The organism is Janthinobacterium fluminis, assembly GCF_028595325.1.
Classification (GTDB): Bacteria; Pseudomonadota; Gammaproteobacteria; order Burkholderiales; family Burkholderiaceae_D; genus Janthinobacterium; species Janthinobacterium fluminis.
Genome location: NZ_JAQQXR010000002.1, coordinates 201,089 through 222,935, shown reverse-complemented (window position 1 = coordinate 222,935; position 21,847 = coordinate 201,089). Strand labels below are relative to the sequence as shown.

General features: G+C 64.1%; 17 protein-coding genes. 1 reads left to right on the top strand and 16 read right to left on the bottom strand.

What is annotated here, in order from left to right; translation table 11 throughout:
* Window positions 1-5: 5 nt before the first annotated feature.
* Window positions 6-2,318: a TonB-dependent receptor gene (locus OIK44_RS06770; RefSeq protein ID WP_273669970.1), complete on the bottom strand. Its 2,313-nt coding sequence runs from the start codon at window positions 2,316-2,318 to the stop codon at window positions 6-8.
* A 337-nt stretch (window positions 2,319-2,655) separates the two neighbouring features.
* On the opposite strand from OIK44_RS06770, the gene OIK44_RS06765 reads away from it, so the two are divergent.
* Window positions 2,656-3,102, top strand: a complete 447-nt coding sequence (locus tag OIK44_RS06765; RefSeq protein WP_273669969.1) for a hypothetical protein — start codon at window positions 2,656-2,658, stop codon at window positions 3,100-3,102.
* A gap of 51 nt (window positions 3,103-3,153) precedes the next feature.
* Here OIK44_RS06765 and OIK44_RS06760 read toward each other — a convergent pair whose 3' ends face one another.
* From OIK44_RS06760 to OIK44_RS06690, 15 genes are all read right to left on the bottom strand, one after another.
* Complete coding sequence (locus tag OIK44_RS06760) at window positions 3,154-3,492, bottom strand: hypothetical protein (protein ID WP_273669968.1); 339 nt, start codon at window positions 3,490-3,492, stop codon at window positions 3,154-3,156.
* 115 nt (window positions 3,493-3,607) lie between these two features.
* Window positions 3,608-3,775 carry a hypothetical protein gene (locus OIK44_RS06755; protein ID WP_273669967.1) on the bottom strand — a complete coding sequence of 56 codons (168 nt, stop codon included), beginning with the start codon at window positions 3,773-3,775 and terminating at the stop codon, window positions 3,608-3,610.
* Between the two features lie 220 nt (window positions 3,776-3,995).
* On the bottom strand, window positions 3,996-4,343 hold the full coding sequence (locus OIK44_RS06750) for an energy transducer TonB (protein ID WP_273669966.1): 348 nt from the start codon (window positions 4,341-4,343) through the stop codon (window positions 3,996-3,998).
* A 51-nt stretch (window positions 4,344-4,394) separates the two neighbouring features.
* A complete protein-coding gene (locus OIK44_RS06745) occupies window positions 4,395-6,143 on the bottom strand; it encodes a methyl-accepting chemotaxis protein (RefSeq protein WP_273669965.1) in 1,749 nt (582 codons plus the stop codon).
* Between the two features lie 397 nt (window positions 6,144-6,540).
* Window positions 6,541-7,539: a tRNA dihydrouridine(20/20a) synthase DusA gene (gene dusA / locus OIK44_RS06740; RefSeq protein WP_273669964.1), complete on the bottom strand. Its 999-nt coding sequence runs from the start codon at window positions 7,537-7,539 to the stop codon at window positions 6,541-6,543.
* A 125-nt stretch (window positions 7,540-7,664) separates the two neighbouring features.
* On the bottom strand, window positions 7,665-9,497 hold the full coding sequence (gene typA / locus OIK44_RS06735; RefSeq protein ID WP_273669963.1) for a translational GTPase TypA: 1,833 nt from the start codon (window positions 9,495-9,497) through the stop codon (window positions 7,665-7,667).
* A 327-nt stretch (window positions 9,498-9,824) separates the two neighbouring features.
* Entirely contained in the window at window positions 9,825-10,751 is a 927-nt protein-coding gene (gene truB / locus OIK44_RS06730; protein ID WP_273669962.1) for a tRNA pseudouridine(55) synthase TruB, read from the bottom strand.
* A 12-nt stretch (window positions 10,752-10,763) separates the two neighbouring features.
* Window positions 10,764-11,177, bottom strand: coding sequence for a 30S ribosome-binding factor RbfA (rbfA, locus tag OIK44_RS06725; protein ID WP_273669961.1), 414 nt, complete (start codon window positions 11,175-11,177; stop codon window positions 10,764-10,766).
* A 115-nt stretch (window positions 11,178-11,292) separates the two neighbouring features.
* Window positions 11,293-14,154 (bottom strand): translation initiation factor IF-2, encoded by a 2,862-nt coding sequence (gene infB / locus OIK44_RS06720; RefSeq protein ID WP_273669960.1) that lies wholly within the window; start codon window positions 14,152-14,154, stop codon window positions 11,293-11,295.
* A 46-nt stretch (window positions 14,155-14,200) separates the two neighbouring features.
* The gene (gene nusA, locus OIK44_RS06715; RefSeq protein ID WP_273669959.1) at window positions 14,201-15,766 is read right to left on the bottom strand and encodes a transcription termination factor NusA; all 1,566 of its coding nucleotides are present in this window, start codon (window positions 15,764-15,766) and stop codon (window positions 14,201-14,203) included.
* On the bottom strand, window positions 15,763-16,251 hold the full coding sequence (gene rimP, locus OIK44_RS06710; RefSeq protein WP_273670352.1) for a ribosome maturation factor RimP: 489 nt from the start codon (window positions 16,249-16,251) through the stop codon (window positions 15,763-15,765). Before rimP ends, nusA begins: the two co-directional genes overlap by 4 nt.
* Window positions 16,252-16,519: 268 nt before the next feature.
* Complete coding sequence (gene rluB, locus OIK44_RS06705; protein ID WP_273669958.1) at window positions 16,520-18,520, bottom strand: 23S rRNA pseudouridine(2605) synthase RluB; 2,001 nt, start codon at window positions 18,518-18,520, stop codon at window positions 16,520-16,522.
* On the bottom strand, window positions 18,513-19,307 hold the full coding sequence (gene scpB / locus OIK44_RS06700; RefSeq protein WP_273669957.1) for an SMC-Scp complex subunit ScpB: 795 nt from the start codon (window positions 19,305-19,307) through the stop codon (window positions 18,513-18,515). Before scpB ends, rluB begins: the two co-directional genes overlap by 8 nt.
* A 377-nt stretch (window positions 19,308-19,684) precedes the next feature.
* Complete coding sequence (locus OIK44_RS06695) at window positions 19,685-20,710, bottom strand: glucokinase (protein WP_273669956.1); 1,026 nt, start codon at window positions 20,708-20,710, stop codon at window positions 19,685-19,687.
* Window positions 20,711-20,924: 214 nt separating this feature from the next.
* On the bottom strand, window positions 20,925-21,845 hold the full coding sequence (locus OIK44_RS06690; protein ID WP_273669955.1) for a VTT domain-containing protein: 921 nt from the start codon (window positions 21,843-21,845) through the stop codon (window positions 20,925-20,927).
* Window positions 21,846-21,847 lie beyond the last annotated feature (2 nt).

Below are 21,847 nucleotides of genomic sequence, written 5' to 3'. Positions count from 1 at the left end.
CCTCCTTAGAATGCGTAGCGCACTTCGGTGAACAGGGTGCGGCCGGGGAACGGGTGGCCCTGGTACGCGCGGTTGTCGTTGACGTTGTCGATGCCGGCGGACAGCTCGACGCCCCGGCCGAGGCGCAGCAGCAGGCGCAGGTCGAGCTGCTTCTGGCGCGACAGGCCGCCATAGGTGTCCGGATTGAAGTCGGCATTGTCCATTTCATTGAACTGCCGCCCCGAATAGCGGTAGGTGGCCGAGGCGCTCCACGCGGCGCCCGGCGCGTAAGTGAGCACGGTGGCCGAGCGCACGCGCGGAATGCGCACCCAGGTCTTGCCGACCGTCGCAGGATTGCCGGCGTTTTCCAGTATCGTCGAGCGGCTGAAGGCGATGTTCGCTTCCAGGCTCAAGCCTTTGACGCCCAGCTCGTCGACCTGGCCGGCCAGTTCCAGGCCGCGGCTGCGCACCCGCCCGACGTTCTGCACATTCGTCACGATGGGGAACACGGCCAGGTTCTGCTGGCTCCAGATGGTGTCGCGGATATCGTCCTGGTACAGCGAGGCGCGCAGGCTGCCGTTGTCGAAGCGCCGTTCGGCGAACAGTTCCAGCGCCTTGGATTTTTCCGGCCGCAGATTCGGGTCGTTGACGACGATGCTGCTGCCCGACTGCGTGCCCTGGTACAGCTCGGTGACGGTGGCGAAGCGGGTGCCGCGCCCGGCCGACAGGCGCAGGCTCAGGTCCGGCGCCGCCTCCCATGCCAGCGACAGCTTGGGCGACCAGGCGGATTGGCGCTGGCCGGCATACTGCTGCGTCGCGCCCGGCACGATGCGCTGCACGCCGTCCGTCGCCCGCCACGACTCGGCGCGCAAGCCGGCCGTGACCTTCCAGCGCGGCGCGAAACGCCAGGCGTCCTGGGCGTACAGCGCGAGCAAACTCGTCTCGCCGCCGACGAACTGGCTCTCCCCATCCGCCCCCACGCGCCAGTCGGGCAGCTTGCGGCTGCTCTGCTTGAGTTTGTACTCGTTGGCGTGCAGGCCGACAGTCAGCGCGTGCGCGCCGCCGGTCCAGTCGCCGGCCACCGGCGTATAGGTCGATTGCAGCTCCAGCGTCTGGAAGCCGGTGCCGTCGCGCAGCACCGCGTTGCCGGCGCCGCCACCGGCCGCCACCGGATCGGCGCCGGCGGCGTTGCGCTGCACGTCCGCCAGGATGGCGTAGCGGCTGGCCACCAGCGATGCGTTCCAGCCGTCCCTGTTGCGGGTCTTGACGGTGACGCCGCCCTGTAGATGGCGCTCGTCGCGGGTGTAGGGCGCGAACGCCGCCGCCGGCACGACGAAGACATTGCCGCCATTGCTGACGCGGCCGGACCAGACCGTGTTGCCGGCGGCGTCGCGCAGCAGGCTCTGGTTGCGCGTGGCCGTCTGGTTGCCCCACCACGCGAGAAAGCCCTCGGCCGCCAGGCCCGGGCCGAAGTCATAGCCGAAGGTGGCCTTGAAGGTGTTTTGCCGCGTGTGGTCGATCGCGCCGGCGTTGGCGCCGAAGACGGCGCGCCGCTGGCCGGTCGGCGCCGTGTCGTAGAGCACGCCGCTAACCGGCACGGCCGGGCCGCCGCCGGCCGGCGCGGCGAACACCCCGGCGCTGTCGGCGTTGACCGTGTAGTACTGCATGGGCTGGCTGGTGGCGTCCTGGTGGTTCGCCATCAGCCGATACCACAGGCCGGAGGCGAGGCGGTCGCCGATCAGGGCCGAAGCCTGGTAGTTGTTGTAGCGCCCCTTCAGGCCGTAGGCGTCATAGTCCTGGAATTGCGCGGCCACGCGCGCCGCCCCCTCGAACTGGCGCGGCCGCGTCGTCGTGACGGCGATCGTCGTGCCGATCGAATTGCCCGGATAAATCGCCGAAAACGGCCCGTACAGCACGTCGACACGGGCGATTTCTTCCGGCGCCAGCATATTCCAGCGCGGCGCGTCGAAACGTCCGAGGAAATTCGAGATCAGGTAGCCGTCCATCAACACCAGGGCACGCGGCGCCTGCGACGTGGCGAAACTGCGCCCGCCGATCAGGGCATTGCGGTCACCGCTGTAGCGCTTGCGTATCGTCATGCTCGGCAGATTGCGCAGCGCATCTTCCGGATTGAAGATGTTCTGCTGCTGGCGCAATTGTTCCTGCGTCTTGCTGGCCGTGGTCGACGGCAGGTTGCGGTCCAGCGGCGCGCGGCTGCTGTTGATGGTCACCGTTTGCAATTGCTGTTCGGTGGCGATGCCCTGCGCGCGGACGCCGGGGGCGGCTGCGGCCAGGGCGGCGGATACGGCCAAGGCCAGGGGTGTCAATTTGAAAGTCATCGGTGTGGTCGGTCGTGTGGAAGCGGCGGCAAGCCGGCGTTTATTGCAATACAGTTGCAATAGCAAGCCATCATAATGTCGATTCGCCACAAATGCAATAGAGTTGCATTTAGAATCCGCACTTCCCCTCCGCCGCCGCACGTACAGCGCGGACGAGCGGGCAAAAATAAAAAGCAATGTTGCACAAGGGAATTAAATTAGGACTACAATGATGTGCCGTTTTGCAGTTCACGCAGCGCGGCAATCGACGAACCGGGCGGCAGGATTGCCCACACTCCCCGTTACCGCCGAAGCGCGCGGCAGCCGCCCCGCCGCCGGCCGGGGTCAAGGATTAGAAATGTCTGCAGAAAAAAATATCACCGAGATGAGTTCCTACGGCAAGGAAACGCCGGTCGGCCGTCCCGACATCGACGGCCGCGCCGGCCTGTTTGTGCCGACCGAGCAATTCGACCTGGCAAACAGCAGCACCATCCGCAAAGGCGCCGGCATCGTCGGCTTCGGCAATGTCGACGGCACGCTGACCATCTACTTCGAGGCGAACCGCTTCGACGAGACGAATCTGCACAAGTGGGAACACAAGGCGCGCAAGGCTTACGACCGCATGGTCATGGGCGCGCCGACAGTGTCGAAAGCAAAAATCGACGCCAAGATGCTGGAACAGGTGGGCATCATCGACGGCATGGGCATCAATGTGAAGCACCCGGAGCGCCTGGGAGAATGGCTGGAACGCTCGAACGCGGCGGACACGGCGCCCGAGCAGGCCATCGTACTCTGGAAGAAATAAGCCAGCGGGCGGCGCAGTGCCGCACCGCCTAATGGCCGCGCGCCGGCGGGATTAACGCCGGCCGTGGTGGTGGTGGTGCCCGCCATGCCGTCCGCCACGCCAGCCGAACATCAAGTCCAGCCCGATCGTCACCGGCGGCGTGTAGTAATACGGTTGCTGCACGTACACAGGCCGCTGTACATACACGGGCTGCGGCGCATACACGGGCACGGACGAGTATTCGATCGGCGCGGCGTAGCCGGCCGGCCCCGACGTCGGTTCCGACGACACCGTGTGCCACTGGTAGGGATCGTAAGCCTGCGTGGAGCGGCTTTGATAATAGACCGGACCGGGCGCCACGGCGCAGCCTCCCAGCGCGATGAGTGAAACGACAGCTAACAGGCTTTTCATGGCAATTCTCCTATCCTAATAGCTTACACTATAAGAATATTTAGCCACGCCCGCCGTACATTTACAGCTTGTTACATCCGGCCACACACGGCAACAATCGCCGCCCGCCCCCGCTTCAACGCTTGCGCTTCTGCTTTTGCTTGGCGCCGCCCTTGCCGCCCGACTTGGGCGTGCTGGCCGCGTCCTTGCCGCGCTTATCGACCTTCGCCGGCTCGCCGCCGCGGCTGGCCGATTCGTCGCCCGATTGCTTGCTTTGATCGCCGCCCGATTTCTGCTTGCTCATACGACCTCCCCACAAAATGCCTGTCGCGCCGCAGCGCTATACGGAATCAAATATAAGGGATTTCGCAGATGTCCAGCGCACGCTCCGCCGCGTCATAGCGCAGCACGCACACGTCGAAGCGCAGGCCATGGTCGAACTGCAGAGGTTCGACCCGGCCGTACCTCAAGCTCAGCGTGCGCTGAACCTGCCCTGATTGAACGCCACCAACGATGACGCCGAATTAATCCAGTTTCCAGGCGTAATCGACCTTGGTCCAGGTCTGGTCGGCCTTGCCGTCCTTGCTGCCCGGCTTGAATTTGCAGGCGCTGATGGCCTTGATCGCGGCGCGGTCCAGATTCTTGAAGCCGCTGCTTTTCTCCAGTTTCGAGTCCAGCACGCTGCCGTCGGCGGACACCAGGAACATCATCGACACCGTGCCCTGCTCTTCATTCATCAACGACGCCTTGGGATACTCGGCCTTGCAGTTTTTCGCATCGAAACTGGCCGGCACCTCGGCCGCGGTCGCGGCGCAGGAGAACGAAACGAGCAAGGCTGCAACCGCGCTCAACAGGGGCTTATTGGTAGACATTTGTTTCCTCAAGTATGTAATTAAAGCGAAGCATTACTGTTGCCGGACGGCTCAGAACTCTTCCCAATCGTCATTCCCGGCGCCGGCCGCGACCTTCTTCGGCCGTTCCAGCGGCGCGGCGACGGCCACCACGGGCTTGCGCGCGGCCGGCTTCCTGGCCGCCGCCCGCGCCAGCAAAGGCTGGACGACGGCGCGCGGCGCCACGACCGCCGGCGCGGCGCGCACGGCCTCCTCGCCTTCGGTCAATTTGAAAATGCTCACCACATTGGCCAGCTCGGCGGCCTGGTCCTGCAAGCTTTGCGCGGCGGCGGCGGCCTGTTCCACCAGCGAGGCGTTTTGCTGCGTCATGCTGTCCATTTCGATGATCGACAGGTTCACCTGCTCGATGCCGGCGCTCTGCTCCTGGCTGGCGCTGGAAATTTCGCCCATGATGTCGGTGACGCGCTTGACGCTGGCCACGACCTCGCCCATCGTCACGCCGGCCTGGCCGACCAGCTTGGTGCCGCGCTCGACTTTTTCGGCCGAGTCGTCGATCAGGATCTTGATTTCCTTGGCCGCGCCGGCCGAGCGCTGCGCCAGATTGCGCACTTCCGAGGCGACCACGGCGAAGCCGCGGCCCTGCTCGCCGGCCCGGGCCGCCTCGACGGCCGCGTTCAAGGCGAGGATATTGGTCTGGAAGGCGATGCCGTCGATGACGCCGATGATGTCGACAATTTTCTTCGCCGACTCGTTGATCGAGCTCATCGTATCGACCACCTGCGACACCACCGAGCCGCCCTTCAGCGCCACGTCGGAGGCGGTGGCCGCCAACTGGTTCGCTTCGCGGGCATTGTCGGCGTTCTGCTTGACGGTGGCCGTCAGCTCTTCCATCGCCGAGGAGGTTTTTTCCAGCGAGCTGGCCTGCATTTCCGTGCGCGAGGACAGATCGATATTGCCGGCGGCGATTTCACGCGAAGCCGTGCCGATGGTTTCCGTGCCGATGCGCACCTGGCCGACGATGCCCACCAGGCTGTCGCGCATTTCCTTCATTTCCGCCAGCAAGCTGTCCTGGTCCGTCGCCTTGGTGTTGATCAGCACCGACAAATCGCCCTTGGCAATGCTGCCGGCGATCGACGCCGTATAGTCCGGCTCGCCGCCCAGTTGCTTGAGCAGGCCGCGGGTGATGACGAACGCCGCCGCCACGCCCATCGCCACCGCCAGCACGCCCAGCAAGATCATGAAAGTGCGCGCGCTGTCGAAGGCGGTGCGGGCATCCGTCAGCACCTGCGCATTCAACTGGTCTTCCAGCACGGCCAATTGCTCCAGCGCCTCCATCCATTTCTTTTGCACGGGACGGATTTCCTTGATCATCACCTTGGTGGCTTCTTCGGCCTTGTCGGCCAGCCACAGCTCGGATGCCTTGGCGATGGCCGGCATCGCCGCCGCCTCATGCTCCTTGATGGCGTTCAGCAGCGCCTTTTCCTCGGCCGTCGCCTCCACCGCAAACTGCTCCTGCAGTTTCTTCTGGGCTTCCTGGTACTTGGCCGTCTGCGCCTTGATGCGGTTCATTTCCGGTTCCATATCGCCGGCGTCCGTCAGCAGCGTCAAAATGCGCAGCGAGGTGATGCGGTCGCTGACGTTGGCGCGCATGTCGATGACGAGGCGGGTGACGACATTGTTGACGCCGACCACGTGGTCGAGCCGGCCCTGGATCTGCGACATGCGGGCGATGCCGACGACGGTCACGGCCACCAGCAACAGCAACACCAGCGCGAACCCGAGGCCCAGGCGAGTACCAACCTTCATTTTTGCTAAGTTCATTTCGGCTCTTCGTAAGTGATTCTGTGAATAGAATGTGCCCAAGGTGCTGATGCTGATACATGACGAAGGCCGCGTCCCGCCGGTGATCCGCCCGCGCCGAACACGACGCAAGGGACACCGGCCAGACGCAGCCTCGTTTACTGAAACCTGAAATCCGCATGTCAAAAAGTTATGACTGCGAATGCAAAATCCCCACAAAAAAAATCCCTTGCGACGGTGCCTGCGGCACTGAAACAAAAAGAAAACATTGTGAAAAATATTTGCCGGAATTGAATTATAGATGCATGTTTTGCCTCAAAGCAAGCATTATGGTGTTGGAAATTTGCACATTGACTTTCTGTGTAGAAACTCCACTTTTGCCGTTTCTTGCACGGCAAAAGTGGAAAACGGCGGAGATTTATGCGTGCTGCGCGACCCGGGCGGCCGCTTCGAGCAACAAATTGGCGTCGCCGGCGGCCAGTTTGCTGGCGTCGGACAAGGTTTGGCGGAAGCCGCGGGCGCCGGCCAGGCCCTGCATCAGGCCCAGCATATGGCGCGTGATGCTGTTCAATTTCAAGCCGCGGCCGCCGTCTTTCGCCAGCTGCGCCTGGATATACGGGATCATCGCCGCCAGCACCTCGTCGCGGCTTTTCACGGCGGAATCGTCGCCGTAATAGCGCTGGTCGAACTGCGCCATCGAATACGGATTGTGGTAAGCCTCGCGGCCCAGCATGACGCCGTCGACCTGCCGCAAATGCAGGTCGATCTCGTCCTGCGTCTTGATGGCGCCGTTGATGATGATTTCAAAATCGGGGAAGTCGCGCTTCAACTGGTAGGCGAAGTCGTATTTCAGCGGCGGAATTTCGCGGTTTTCCTTCGGGCTCAGGCCCTTCAGGATGGCGTTGCGGGCGTGCACGATAAACGTCCTGCAACCGGCGCCGGCCACCGTGCCGACAAAGTCGCGCACGAAGTCGTAGGACTCGGACTGGTCGATGCCGATGCGGTGCTTGACGGTGACGTCGATGCTCACGGCGTCGCGCATCGCCTTCACGCAGTCGGCCACCAGTTGCGGCTCGGCCATCAGGCAGGCGCCGAACGCGCCCTTCTGCACCCGCTCCGACGGGCAGCCGCAATTCAGGTTGATCTCGTCGTAGCCCCACTGCTGGCCCAGCCTGGCGCTGGTGGCCAGGTCGGCCGGATCGCTGCCGCCCAGTTGCAGCGCGACGGGATGCTCCTCCTCGTTGAACTGCAAATGCCGCGCCACGTCGCCGTACACCAGCGCGCCCGTCGTCACCATCTCGGTGTAGAGCCAGGTGTGGCGCGTGATCTGGCGGTGGAAAACGCGGCAGTGGCGGTCGGTCCAGTCCATCATCGGGGCGACGGACAGGCGGCGGGAAGGCAGGGTTCGGGCGGTCACAATACACTCACTACAAAAAATGGCGGCAAAAATGGCAAACCCGCTGCCCCGCTTCGCCGTTGCGGGCTTTGCGGGAACAGCGGGCTACATTCCCGGGGCCAGCCCCGGGACGATACCGAAAACGCTTACGCTTCGCGCGAGCTACGCTTGCGCTCGTGCTCTTTCAGGAAGCGCTTGCGCAGACGGATGCTCTTCGGCGTGATTTCGACCAGTTCGTCGTCGTCGATGAATTCAACCGCGTATTCCAGCGACATGACGATAGGCGGCACCAGGCGCACCGCTTCGTCGGTGCCCGAGGAACGCACGTTGGTCAGCTGCTTGCCCTTGATCGGGTTCACGACCAGGTCGTTGTCGCGCGAGTGGATACCGATGATCATGCCTTCGTACACTGGGTCGTTGTGGACCACGAACATACGGCCGCGGTCTTGCAGTTTCCAGATGGCGTAGGCAACGGCGGCGCCGTCGTCCTGCGAAATCAGCACGCCGTTGCGGCGGCCGCCCAGTTCGCCCTTGGTGTTGTCGACCGGAGCGTAGGCATCGAAAATGTGGCTCATCAGACCGGTGCCGCGCGTCAGCGTCATGAACTCGGACTGGAAGCCGATCAGGCCGCGCGCAGGGATGCGGTATTCCAGGCGCACACGGCCCTTGGAATCGGATTCCATGTTTTGCAGATCGCCGCGGCGACGGCCCAGTTCTTCCATCACGCCGCCCTGGTTGGCTTCTTCGACGTCAACGGTCAGCAGCTCGAACGGCTCCTGGCGCACGCCATCGACCATCTTGTAGACCACGCGCGGACGCGACACGGCCAGCTCGAAACCTTCGCGGCGCATGTTTTCGATCAAAATCGTCAGGTGCAGCTCGCCGCGGCCGGACACTTCGAAAATCGTGTCGTCGTCGGTCGGCGCCACGCGCAGAGCAACGTTGGCCTTCAATTCGCGGTCCAGACGGTCGCGCAACTGGCGGCTGGTGACGAACTTGCCTTCGCGGCCGGCCAGCGGCGAGTTGTTGACCATGAAGTTCATCGTCAGCGTCGGCTCATCGACGGTCAGCATCGGCAGCGCGTCCGGGGTGTCCGGTGCGCACACGGTGGAACCGATGCCGATGTCTTCGATACCGTTGATCAGGATGATGTCGCCGGCGACCGCTTCGTCGACGATCACGCGCTCCAGGCCCTTGAAGTTCAGCACCTGGTTGACGCGCGCCTTGATCGGGGTCGAATCGGGACCGTTCAGCACGATCACGTCTTGCAGCGCCTTGACGCGGCCGCGGGTGATGCGGCCGATGCCGATCTTGCCGACGTAGGAAGAATAGTCCAGCGAGGTGATCTGGAATTGCAGCGGGCCGTCCTGGTCGTCGTCACGGGCAGGCACGTGCTTCAGGATCGCTTCGAACAGCGGCTTCATCGTGCCTTCGCGGTCGTCCGCGTTCAGGCTGGCGTAGCCGTTCAGTGCCGAAGCGTAGACCACCGGGAAGTCCAGCTGCTCGTCGGTGGCGCCCAGTTTGTCGAACAGTTCGAAAGTGGCGTTGATGGCCCAGTCCGGACGCGCGCCCGGACGGTCGATCTTGTTGATGACGACGATAGGCTTCAGACCCAGCGCCAGCGCCTTGCGCGTGACGAAACGGGTTTGCGGCATCGGGCCTTCCTGTGCATCGACCAGCAGCAACACCGAATCCACCATCGACAGCACGCGCTCCACTTCGCCGCCGAAGTCGGCGTGGCCTGGGGTGTCGACGATATTGATGTGGGTGCCTTCGTACTCAACCGCGCAGTTTTTCGACAAAATCGTAATGCCGCGTTCCTTTTCGAGGTCGTTCGAGTCCATGACCCGGTTTTCAACCTGCTGGTTCTCGCGGAAAGTACCGGATTGACGCAGCAGCTTGTCGACGAGAGTGGTTTTGCCGTGGTCAACGTGAGCGATGATGGCGATGTTACGTATTGCGCGTTTTGTATTTGACATGGTCGTAGTATTTACAGAAAAACTGCGGGGTGTGTACGGAGATGTACGAGATATCTGAAAGCTTGCCTGATTCCGGAACCGCGTAGTATAGCATATTGTCCTGCAACCATCCTAAAACTTCCCGCAATTTCAACGACTTGCTGCGATTGTGGCGAAACCGCCCGTGCCGCGGCCGGGCGCCGCGCCGCCAAATTGCTGTATTTAAGGCAATTCCCGATTTGATCCCCGTCAATTTCCAGCCCCCTCGAAGCTGGGGTCAGGTCTAGACATGGCGGTTTTTCCGGAGAAAACCGTCATGTCTAGACCTGACCCCAGGGGGTGAAGCAATTATTGCTGGGCGGTGGCGATCAGGCGCTCGGGCGCGAGGATGGCGTATTCTTGCATGGTGCCGGTGCCGAGCAGGCGGCCGTCCGCGTAGACGCGCACGCGGCCCAGTTCGGCCGGCACGGCCACGGCCTCTTCTTTGCCCAGCGCCAGGCGCTGCCCTTGCAGGAAGCGTTTCGCCAGCTCGGCCGTCAGGCTGACGGCCGGGAACGAGGATAGCAGCGCGTCGACGGGCGCCAGCAGGCTCAGCGGCGCGGCGTGGCCGAGCAGCGCGTCCAGCGTGACGACCTGGTCCAGCGTCAACGCGCCGACCTGGGTGCGCCGCAGCGCCTTCAGGTGGGCGCCGCAGCCCAGCGCGTTGCCGATGTCTTCGCCCAGCACGCGGATGTAGGTGCCTTTGCTGCAGGTGACCGACAGCGTCAGGTACGGCGCTTCATAGGCCAGCAGTTCGAGCTTGTGGATGGTCACGGGGCGCGCCTCGCGCTCCAGCGTGATGCCGGCGCGCGCGTATTCGTACAGCGGCTTGCCGTCGCGCTTGAGCGCCGAGTACATCGGCGGCGTTTGCAGGATGGGGCCGCGGTAGCGTTCCAGCACGGCTTCGATCTGCTCGCGCGTGACGGCCACGGGGCGCTCCTGGATGACTGCGCCTTCGGTGTCGCCCGTGTCGGTGTTTTGCCCCAGGTGCACGACGGTTTCGTAGGTCTTGTCCGCTTCCAGCAAGTCTTGCGAGAATTTGGTCGCTTCGCCGAAGCACAGCGGCAGCAAGCCGGTGGCGAAGGGGTCGAGCGTGCCGGTGTGGCCGGCTTTCTTGGCGTTGAGCACGCGCTTGGCCTTGATCAGCGCGTCGTTGCTGGAAAAACCGACCGGCTTGTCGAGCAGCAGCACGCCGTCGACGAGGTCGCGGATCTTTTTCGGTGAGCTTGGTTTCATCGTGCCGGCCGCTTATTCCGCGTCCGCGTCCTTGGGCGCGTCCGGCTCGGCGTCGGCGGCGCGCACGGCGTTGGCCTTGTCGATCAGCAGCGACATTTCCATGCCGCGCGAGGTCGAGGAGTCGTAGACGAAGTGCAGTTGCGGCAGGGTGTGGATGTGCAGGCGCTTGCCCAGCTGGCCGCGGATGTAGCCGGAGGCGGCGCCCAGGCCCTCGACGGTGTTCTTGACGGCTTCCTTGCTGTCTTTGAGCATCGTGAAGAAGACTTTGGCGTGGGCGTAGTCGGGGGTGATCTGCACCTCGGTGACGGTGACCATGCCGACGCGCGGGTCTTTCAGGTCGTAGGCGAGGATTTCGGCCAGGTCGCGCTGGATCTGGTCGGCCACGCGCAAGCCGCGGGCTGGCATGGTTTTGCTATGTTTGGCCATGATAATGACGGTTTCCTAAAGTGCCGCAGGGCGCATTCGCGATCGCGGCATGCCGCGACGCTCGTGCGCCCTACGTGTTGCTGCGGACCACCATAGGCCCGCAGCCGTGTTGCTATTACAGTGTACGCGCGATTTCCTGGACTTCGAACACTTCCAGTACGTCGCCGACTTCGATGTCGTTGTAGCCTTTGAGCGACAGACCGCACTCGAAGCCGGAACGCACTTCTTTCGCGTCGTCCTTGAAGCGCTTCAGCGAGTCGATTTCGCCGGTCCAGGTGACGATGTTGTTGCGCAACAAACGTACCGAGGAGCCGCGCTTGACGACGCCGTCGGTGACCAGACAGCCGGCAATCGCGCCCACTTTCGACACCAGGATGACCTGGCGAATCTCGACCTGGCCGATGACGCTTTCGCGCTTCTCTGGCGACAACATGCCCGACAAGGCCGATTTGATCTCGTCGATCGCATCGTAAATGATGTTGTAGTAGCGGATATCGACGCCGTTCGACTCGGCCAGCTTGCGCGCCTGCGCGTCGGCACGGGCGTTGAAGCCGATGATAACGCCTTTCGAGGCGATCGCCAGGTTGACGTCGGTTTCCGTGATGCCGCCGACGCCGGCGTGCACCACCTGAACCCGCACTTCCGAGGTCGACAGTTTTTGCAGCGACTGCACCAGCGCCTCTTGCGAACCCTGCACATCGGTCTTGATGATGAGCGGCAGGTTTTTGACTTCGCCTTCGGACATCTGGTCGAACATGTTTTCCAGTTTCGACGCTTGCTGCTTAGCCAGTTTGACGTCGCGGAACTTACCTTGGCGGAACAGACCGATTTCGCGCGCTTTGCGCTCGTCGGCCATGACGACCACTTCCTCGCCGGCCACCGGCACTTCCGTCAAGCCCTGGATTTCCACAGGAATCGATGGACCCGCTTCGGTGATGGCCTTGCCGTTTTCGTCCAGCATGGCGCGCACGCGGCCATAGGAAGAGCCGGCCAGCACGACGTCGCCGCGCTTGAGCGTGCCGGACTGCACCAGGATCGTCGCGACGGGGCCGCGGCCCTTGTCCAGACGGGCCTCGACCACCAGGCCGCGGGCCGGCGCGTCGATGGCGGCCGTCAGTTCCAGCACCTCGGCCTGCAGCAGCACTTGCTCGAGCAGGTCGTCGATGCCGGCACCGGTTTTCGCCGACACGGGCACGAACGGCGATTCGCCGCCGTATTCTTCCGGCACGACTTGTTCGGCAACCAGTTCCTGCTTGACGCGGTCCAGGTTCGAGCCCGGTTTGTCGATCTTGTTGATGGCGACCACCAGCGGCACGCCGGCCGCTTTCGCGTGGGCGATCGCTTCCTTCGTTTGCGGCATCACGCCATCGTCGGCGGCAACCACCAGAATGACGATGTCGGTGGCCCGGGCGCCGCGGGCACGCATGGCCGTAAAGGCTTCGTGACCCGGGGTGTCGAGGAAGGTGATGGTGCCGCGCGGCGTTTCGACGTGGTAAGCGCCGATGTGCTGGGTAATCCCGCCCGCTTCGCCGGACGCCACTTTGGCGCGGCGGATGTAATCGAGCAGCGAGGTCTTGCCGTGGTCGACGTGACCCATGACGGTCACGACAGGGGCGCGCGGCTTGGCCTCGAAGTGGGCGTGCTCGCCGAGGTCGGCCAGCAGCGCTTCAGGGTCGTCGAGCTCGGCGGCGAACGCCTTGTGGCCCATTTCTTCCACCAGAATCATGGCGGTTTCCTGGTCCAGCACCTGGTTGATCGTGCACATCTGGCCCAGTTTCATCAAATGCTTGATGACTTCGGATGCCTTGACGGACATCTTGTGCGCCAGTTCGGCGACGGTGATCGTCTCCGGCACGTGGACGTCTTTGACGACGGCCTCGGTAGGCGCCTGGAAATTCGTTTCGCGGTCGTCATGGTGCGCGGGGCGACGGCCCTTGGCACCGCCGCGCCAGCTGTCGCGGCCCGCCGGCGCGTTGCCGCGCGGCTTGGCCGCGCCGGAGGCGCCGCGTTTTTTCGCATCGTCCGACCAGGTCGAGGACACGTTCGCCGATTTGATCGACTTCTTGTCCGCCACCACAGGCTTCTTGTCGCCCGGCTTGTCGCCCGGCTTCTTGTCGGCCGGCTTGTGCAGCGTGCCTTCCGGCGCCTTCGGCTTGACGGCGGCGACCACGGGCACCGGTTCCGGCGCCTTGATGGCGCGCCGCGGCGCGTTCATCATGGCCTTGATCTGCGCGACTTCGTCGGCCACGGCCTTGCGGGCGCGGTCGGTGGCTTCGGCCTTGTCGGCCGCTTCCTTGGCCGCGACGGCGGCTTTTTTCTTCGCCTCCTCGGCGGCCGCGCGTTTCTTCTCTTCGGCGGCGGCGTCGTCGGCGACGACCGGCGCGCCGGCGGCGACGGCGGCAACGGCCGTGGCTGCCTTGGCGGCGGCTTTCTTCGCTTCCGCTTCCGCTTCGCGCTTGGCGCTCAGTTCGGCCGCTTGCGTCGCTTTCGCTTGCGCTTCCTTCTCCGCGTCGAGCTTGGCCAGGCGTTCCTGTTTCTCGCGCAGCTCAGCTTCCTGGCGGGCGATCAGTTCGGCCTGGCGGCGCGCCTCTTCCTCGCGGCGCGCCACTTCGGCCGCGTCGATCACCGGAGCGGCCGGGGCTGGCGCCTCGGCAACCGGCGCCGGCGCGACGTCGTCGCGCTGCACGAAGGTGCGCACTTTCTTGACGGCGACCTGGATCGTGCGCGACTTGCCAGTGGCATCGGCCTGCTTGATCTCGGTGGTTTCCTTGCGCGTCAGCGTGATTTTCTTTTTCTCAGTATCTGCCACTGCGCCGTGCGTGCGGCGCAGGTGATCCAAAAGCTTGTCCTTATCATCTTTCGACAATGGATCTGACGTCGAACTTTTCTCGACGCCGGCAGAACGCAGCTGCGTCAGCAGCAAATCTGCAGGCATCTTCAGTTCGGTGGCAAATTGGGCTACGTTGTTACTCGCCATTCAGTCCTCTTTTCTATGTGTCGCGGAGATGATAAAGATACTCAAATTAAGCCTTTGCGGATTCGGCAAGACTCCATGCCTTGGCCTGGAGGGCCTTGGCGCGGTCGTCGTATTTCGAGTCAACCAACTTCATCTCATCGTCGGTCACATCTTTAAATTCACTTGTAATCAGTTCACGCGCACGGTCCGCAGACAAGGCCAGGATTGCGCCGAACTCGTCGTATGCCAGTGCTGCAAATGCTTCAACAGTCTTGATACCAGCCAGACCCAGCTTGCCGGCGGTGACGCGGTCCATGCTTTCCAGACCAACCAACGCCTCGTCCATGCCTTCCAGACCCTCTTCCGAGGCAATCGCCTCGGTGACCAGCGCATCGCGCGCCCGGGTCCGCAATTCATTGACGGTATCTTCGTCAAACGATTCGATTTCCAGCATTTCGGAAATTGGCACGTAGGCGATCTCTTCCAGACTGGCGAAACCTTCTTCCACCAGAATGTCAGCCACTTCCTGGTCAACATCGAGCTTTTCCATGAACAGGATGCGCACGGCAGCCGTTTCCTGGGCCGACTTGTCGGCCGATTCCTCGGCCGTCATGATGTTGATCTTCCAGCCGGTCAGCTCGGCCGCCAGGCGCACGTTCTGGCCGGAGCGGCCGATGGCGATGGCCAGGTTTTCTTCGTCGACCACCACGTCCATCGCGTGTTTTTCCTCGTCGACCATGATCGACGACACATTGGCCGGGGCCAGCGCGCCGATGACGAACTGGGCAGGATCTTCCGACCACAGCACGATGTCGACGCGTTCGCCGCCCAGCTCGCCGGTGACGGCCTGGACGCGGGAACCGCGCATGCCGACGCAGGTGCCGATCGGGTCGATGCGCTTGTCGGCCGTGTAGACGGCGATCTTGGCGCGCACGCCGGCGTCGCGGGCGGCCGATTTAATTTCCAGCATGCCCTGCTCGATTTCCGGCACTTCCAGCTCGAACAGCTTCATGATGAAGTCCGGCGCGGTGCGCGACAGGATCACTTGCGGGCCGCGCATATTGCGGTCGATGCGCAGGATGAAGGCGCGGACGCGGTCGCCGATGCGCAGATTCTCTTTCGGGATCATCTGGTCGCGCGGCAGGCGCGCTTCGATCTTGCCCGATTCGACGATGGCGTCGCCGCGCTCCATGCGCTTGATGGTGCCGGTCACGAGGGCGTCGCCGCGCTCCAGGAAGTCGACCAGGATCTGTTCGCGCTCGGCGTCGCGGACGCGCTGCAGGACCACCTGTTTGGTGTCCTGGGCGAAGCGGCGGCCGAATTCGACGGACTCGATCGGTTCTTCGATGTGGTCGTCGATCTCGATGTCGGAAATTTGTTCCTTGGCTTCGAAATGCAGGATTTCCTGGTCCGGCAGTTGCAGGCCGGCCTCGTCGGGCACGACGTGCCAGCGACGGAAAGATTCAAACTCACCCGAGTCGCGATCGATCGAGACGCGAATGTCGACCTCGCCCTCGTAGCGTTTTTTCGTGGCTTGCGCCAGCGCGAATTCCAGCGCACCGAAAACGACATCCTTGTCGACGTTTTTTTCGCGCGCCAGCGCGTCAACCAATAATAAAACTTCGCGGCTCATGCTTTGCGACTCCTAAAATCCACCTGCGGCACCAAGCGTGCCTTATCCATATCGGCGAGCGTAAACTCCAACATCGCCGGACCATCCTTACCTTCGAATTCTAACGACAAAGTATCGCCCACGGGCTCTTGCAAGATGCCCTGGAACGACTTCCGGTTGTTCGTACCCGGCATGGCGACCTTCAGCTTGACGATCGCCTCGTGGCCGGCGAAACGCGTGAAATCTTCCAGCTTGCGCACGGGGCGGTCCAAGCCGGGGGAAGAAATTTCAAGGCGCTCGTAGGGCACGTTTTCCACCGTCAGCACATGCGACAACTGATGGCTGACCGTGGCGCAGTCCTCGACCGTGATCGGGCCTTTTTCGGCCGCATCGGCGGCGGTAAAATCGATAAACACGCGCAGCAGGCCGCGCTCGGCTCGTTCGACATCAACCAGCTCGTAGCCCAGTCCAGTAACCGTCGTTTCTATTAATCCCAACCGCTGCAAGTCATTCTCCAGATCCAAGCCGTTGCGGCGCAGGAACAACCCGCCACAAACGGTTCAACAAAAAAAAAATGGGCATCTGCCCATCTTCTTGTATTTCCCAACCAGATGAAAGCACTCCCCACCGAACCACCCTGCGGAGAACTTTTATTAGGCTGCAGATTATAACCTCTTCTTGACTGCGCCGCAATGCCGCGCAGCCCCGAGGGCATTCATACAACACTTATGAAGACGCCAACACGGCGGCGCGCGAACGCGCCGCCGCTGCGGCTTAGGGCTTGCGCGAGCGGCGCGGCATGCCGTGGTCCATGCCGCCGCGCGGCTGGGCGGGACGGCCCTGGCCGGCGCCGCCGCCGTTGCGGCGCGGCCCCGTGTTGGCAAAACCGAAAGCGGTTTGCAGCGGGTCCGGCTGGCGGGCCGGCGCGCGGCCCTGGCCCTGACCCTGCGGACGGCCCTGACCCTGGGCGCGGCCCTGGCCGTCGAACGCGGCCGCCGACGAACGCGGCTGGCCGGCGAACGGGCCGGCGGCCTGGCCGCGGCCCGGACCGCGGCTGTCGGCGCCGGGACGGCCGGAACCACCCGGACGGCCTTGGCCGCCTGGACGGCCCTGGCCCTGCGGACGGCCCTGGCCGGCGAACTGGCCCTGCGGCTGGCCGCGGCCGGCGCCGCGCCCGGTCGATGGATACGGATCGGCGTTGCGGTTGCTGACGTCGAGGCGATTGCCGTTCGGCTCATCGGACTCGCGCGCCTGGCGTCCCTTGGCGGCGGCAGCCGCGCGCGGGTCGCCCGAGGCCGGCATCTTCTTCTCGATGCCATAGGCGGCCAGCAGGTCGCGCACGGTGTTTTCTTCCATCTCTTCCCAACGGCCGCGTTTCAAGCCGCTCGGCAGCATCATCGCGCCGTAGCGGGTACGGATCAGCCGCGACACGGTCAGGCCGATGGCCTCGAACATGCGGCGCACCTCGCGGTTGCGGCCTTCGCTGATGATGACGCGATACCACTTGTTGATCCCCTCGCCGCCGCCGTCGGCGATCTTCGAGAAGTTCGCCAGGCCGTCTTCCAGCTCGACGCCGGCCAGCAGTTTCTGGCGCATGCCCTCTTCCAGCTCGCCCAGCGTGCGCACCGCGTATTCGCGGTCGATGCCGTAGCGCGGGTGCATCAGGCGGTTCGCCAGATCACCGGAAGTCGTAAACAACAGCAAACCTTCGGTATTGAAGTCGAGGCGGCCAACGGCCAGCCACTTGCCGGCCTTCATAGTCGGCAGGCGGTCGAACACGGATGGACGGCCGTCCGGATCGTCATGGCTGACGATTTCGCCGGCCGGCTTGTGGTAGACCAGCACGCGCGGCGGCTTCTTGCTGACGCGGCGCTGTATCAGCTTGCCATTGATGCGCACGTGGTCGGTCGGCAGGATGCGCTGGCCGATGTGGGCCGGCTCGCCGTTAACGGACACGCGGCCCGACACGATCAAGTCTTCCATGTCGCGGCGCGAACCGAGGCCGGCCTCGGCCAGCACCTTGTGCAGCTTCGGCGCGTCGTCGTCCGAGGTCAGGTCGCGGCGCACGGCCGGCTTCTGCTGGCGGCCCTTGGCCGGCTCGTCGCTATCGAAGGCGTCCGAGGTCACGAAAGAGAACAGGGCGTCGGCTTCGTTCGCCTTGCCGGCGCCGGCCGGGCCGGACTGGCGGCCCTTGCCGCGGCTCTTGCCGGCATTCTTGCCGGCGCCGCGCACGTCGTTGCGCGGCGCGCGCTCCTGGCGCGGCGCGGCGGCGACGACATTACCTTCGGCGTCGACGGTTTCCACGGCCGGCGCGTCGGCCAGCTGGGCGTTGCGCGGCAAATTGATGCGCGGCGCGCGGTCGGCCTGCTGGGCGCGCATCTGCCGCGGACCGCGGCGGCCGCGCTCCTGCTGCGGCGCGGCGTCGGGCGCGGCGGCGGAGTCGGCGCTCACTGCGGGGGCGGCGGACGGCGCGGCCACGACCGCGTCCGGCACAGCCGGTTCGGCCTTGGCGGCCGGCTTGGCGCGCGGCTTTTTCGGCGGCGCGGCGTCGGCAACGACGGCGCCTTCGGCGGCGGGCGCGGCATCAACATCGGCCTCAGCCTTGGCCTTGGCGCGGCGTTTCGGCTTGGCCGGCGCGTCGCCGGCCAGCGCCGCGGCGGCATCGGCCTCGATCTGCGCCTTGGTGCGCCGCTTCGGCTTGGCGACGACCTCAGCAAGGCCGTCGGGGGCGCCCATCACGGCGCCGGGAGTATCTGGAGTGTTCGGATTAGTCATTATTCGTTTCTTGGTTGTGCTGACCTGGCGCAGCGTCAACCGTTAATTCTGGCGCAGGGTCGTGAGTGTAGGCTTCCTCAACAGCAGAAGCATCGGGGCCGGCATCAGGGCTTGCTGTCACATCCGTCACAGTCGTATTGCTACCTGCACCAAGCTGTATTGCAGCGTCTTGCGTCGCCTTATCAAAATTTTCTTGCAGGGCGGCTTCCAGGGCTTCCATTTCCAGCCCGCCGCCACCCATTTCGCTGATTTGCTGCAAAGGCGGCAACTGGGACAGCGAATTCAAACCCAGGTCGTCCAAAAACTGCTTGGTGGTGGCCAGCAAGGCCGGCCGCCCCACCACATCGCGGTAGCCGATCGCGTCGACCCAGCCGCGGTCTTCCAACATCTTGATCGTCTGCGAATTCACGGCAACGCCGCGAATCTCCTCGATATCGCCGCGCGTCACCGGCTGGCGGTAGGCGATGATGGCCAGCGTCTCCAGCGTCGCCCGCGAATACTTCGGCGGCCGCTCCGGCGTCAGGCGGTCCAGATACATCTTCATTTCCGGGCGGCTTTGAAAGCGCCAGCCCGAGGCCAGACTGACCACCTCGATGCCCTTGCCGGCCCAATCGGCGCGCAACTCCTCCAGCAATTGCTTGATCGTGTCGGCGCCGACGCCGACGCCGCGCACGCGGCCATTGTCGTCGGCATCGACAAACAGCTTTTTCAGGCTGTGGATCGACAAGGCTTCGCGCGCACACAGCAAAGCGGTTTCGAGGACTTTTTTCGCCTCAATTGTATTCATAGCAATTCTGTGCGGATGTGTATTGCAAACCGTATGCAAAGAAAGAAATCAAAACAAATCATCTCAGCGGAACAGGGGACCGGCATCAGGGGATGCCGCCTTGCTGCATTTCTCGTTGAGGCTGTTTTCCGACGCCCTGGCCGATGCGCGCTGAGCGGGAGTGTTACAGATGGAGAGTAATGTGCCCTGGCATCGACGGCGCCGCTTCAAACGAAGCGCTGGCTGGCCGTTGATTTCAAAGTGAGGCGGCTCCGACCCGCCATTTTCAGGCAAAAGTCCGTGCGAACGAGAGACGCCGTTTCATCCAACGACGCCAATTGTACCTGATAAAAGCGGGAAAAGCGCAAAAACGGGTAAACGCCGCCACCCGCCCGGCCTCAGGCGTCGGCCAATTTTTCCGACAAGATTGCAGATGCACCAAGAAAGGCGGGATATTGCGCGGTGATAACAAAAGTTGGCACTTGCGAAAGATACTTGGCGAAACGGCCTTTTTGCTCGAAACGGGCGCGGAAAGCCGAGCGCTCGAAGCGCGCGCCCAGGCGCGGCACGATGCCGCCGCCTATATAAATGCCGCCCAGCGCGCCCAGCGTGACGGCGACGTTGCCGGCGATGGTGCCGAGCATGCCGCAAAACGCCTCGATGACCTCGTCGCACAGGGGCGACTCGCCGGCCAGCGCGCGGCGCGTGATCTCGGCCGCGCCGATGGCCTCGGCGGCGACGCCGGCGCGCTCGGCCAGGGCGCGGTAAATCAACTCCAGGCCGACGCCGGACAAGAGACGCTCGGCCGACACATGCTCGAACTCGCGCCAGGCGAATTGCAGGATGGCGATTTCAGTGGCGTTGACGGGTGAAAAACTGACATGGCCGCCCTCGCTTTGCAGCGCCGTCCAGTGGCCGTGGGCGGGAATCAGGCCGGACACGCCCAGGCCGGTGCCGGCGCCGATCAGCCCCAGCGCCGCGTTGTCGCGGGCCAGGCCGGCGCCGACCTGGCGCTTGTCGGCCGCCGCCAGATGCGGCAGCGAGCGCGCCAGCGCCGTGAAATCGTTGACCACGACCAAGGTGGCGAAACCGCACTCGACGCGCATGGCCTCGATGGAAAACGACCAGTGGTGATTGGTCATCTGCAAAAAGTCGCCGTCGACCGGATTGGCGATGGCCACCGCCGCGTGGCGCACGGCCTGGCCGCCGGCGGCGGCGACGGCCGGCGAGGCCAGATACGCCCGCAGCGCCGCCGTCAGGCTGGGATAGTCGGCGCACGGCAAGACCTCGACCAGGGCGATGCTGCCGGGCGCCGTCTGCAGCGCGAAACGCGCATTCGTGCCGCCCACATCCGCCAGCAAACGCGGGCCGTCGGCGAAAGCGGAGGACGAGGCAAGCAAGGCGGAAATGGACTGAGCGCTCATGATCTGAATTAAGAAGTGGGAGCCCAAGCTTAAAGGATTAGTCGGTCGCGGCGCAAGCTGAGTTTGTAGTTTTAGTACATTTCATGGCGGAAAATACGCAAAACGCCACAATACTACGCATAAATGTGGGTAGTAAAACTACCAAAAGCTGGGGGCAGACCACGATTTCCAGGGCAATACTTGCCCTGGAAATCGTGGTCTGTCCCCGGCTGTGCTACTGCGGCCGGTAGGCGGCGTTCCACGCGTCCAGCCCGCCATGCAGCGGTTTGGCGCGGTGGTAGCCGCGCGCCTGCAGTTGTTGCGCGACCTGGGCGGCCGTCACGTCGTTCGGGCAGCTGCAGTAGACGACGATGTGGCGGTCTTTGGCCAGCGCGCCGATGGCGTCGATGGCCGCGCCGCCGTTGAACAGCATGGCGCCGGGCGCGGCCGGCTCCAGCATTTGCGCCGTGGCGCTGCGGGCGTCCACCAGCACGGGCGCCGCGCCGGCGTCGATCAGCCGGCGCAGTTCGTCGATGCTGATGCGCTCGACCCGCGTTTTTTGCTGGAAGCGCTTGCGTTCGACGTATTTGAAGCAGATGAAGAGCAGCAGCAGGCCGGCCAGCACGGTCAGCGCCGTCGCCCCCATCGCGCCGAGGATGTCGAGCACCTGGTCTACGCTGGTGTGGAAGTAGGCGCCGATGGCGATGCCGCTGCCGCTCCACAGCAGTCCGCCCAGCACGCTGAAGCCGAGGAAGGTCGGGTTGCCGGTGCCCATCGCGCCGGCCAGCGGCGGCGCGATGGTGTTGAAGCCGGGGATGAATTTGGCGACGATCAGCGCTTTCGGCCCCCAGCGCTTGAAGTTGTCTTCGGTCTGGCTGACGCAGTAGTCGGGCGACAGCGAGATGCGGCACAGCAGTTTGAGGATGCGCTTGCCGTAGTGGCGCCCGGCGCGGAACCAAAAGTAGTCGCTGATCAGGCAGGCCAGCATGCTGACCGCCAGCGCCGCCGGCCAGCTGCCGTTGCCGTCGACGGCCAGCGCGCCGGCGACGATGAGGATGGGAAAGGCGGGAATCGGCAAGCCGATCTGTTCGACCAGCACGACGGCGAAGACGATCAGGACGCCATATTCCTGCAGGAGTTGGATGAGGTGGGACATGC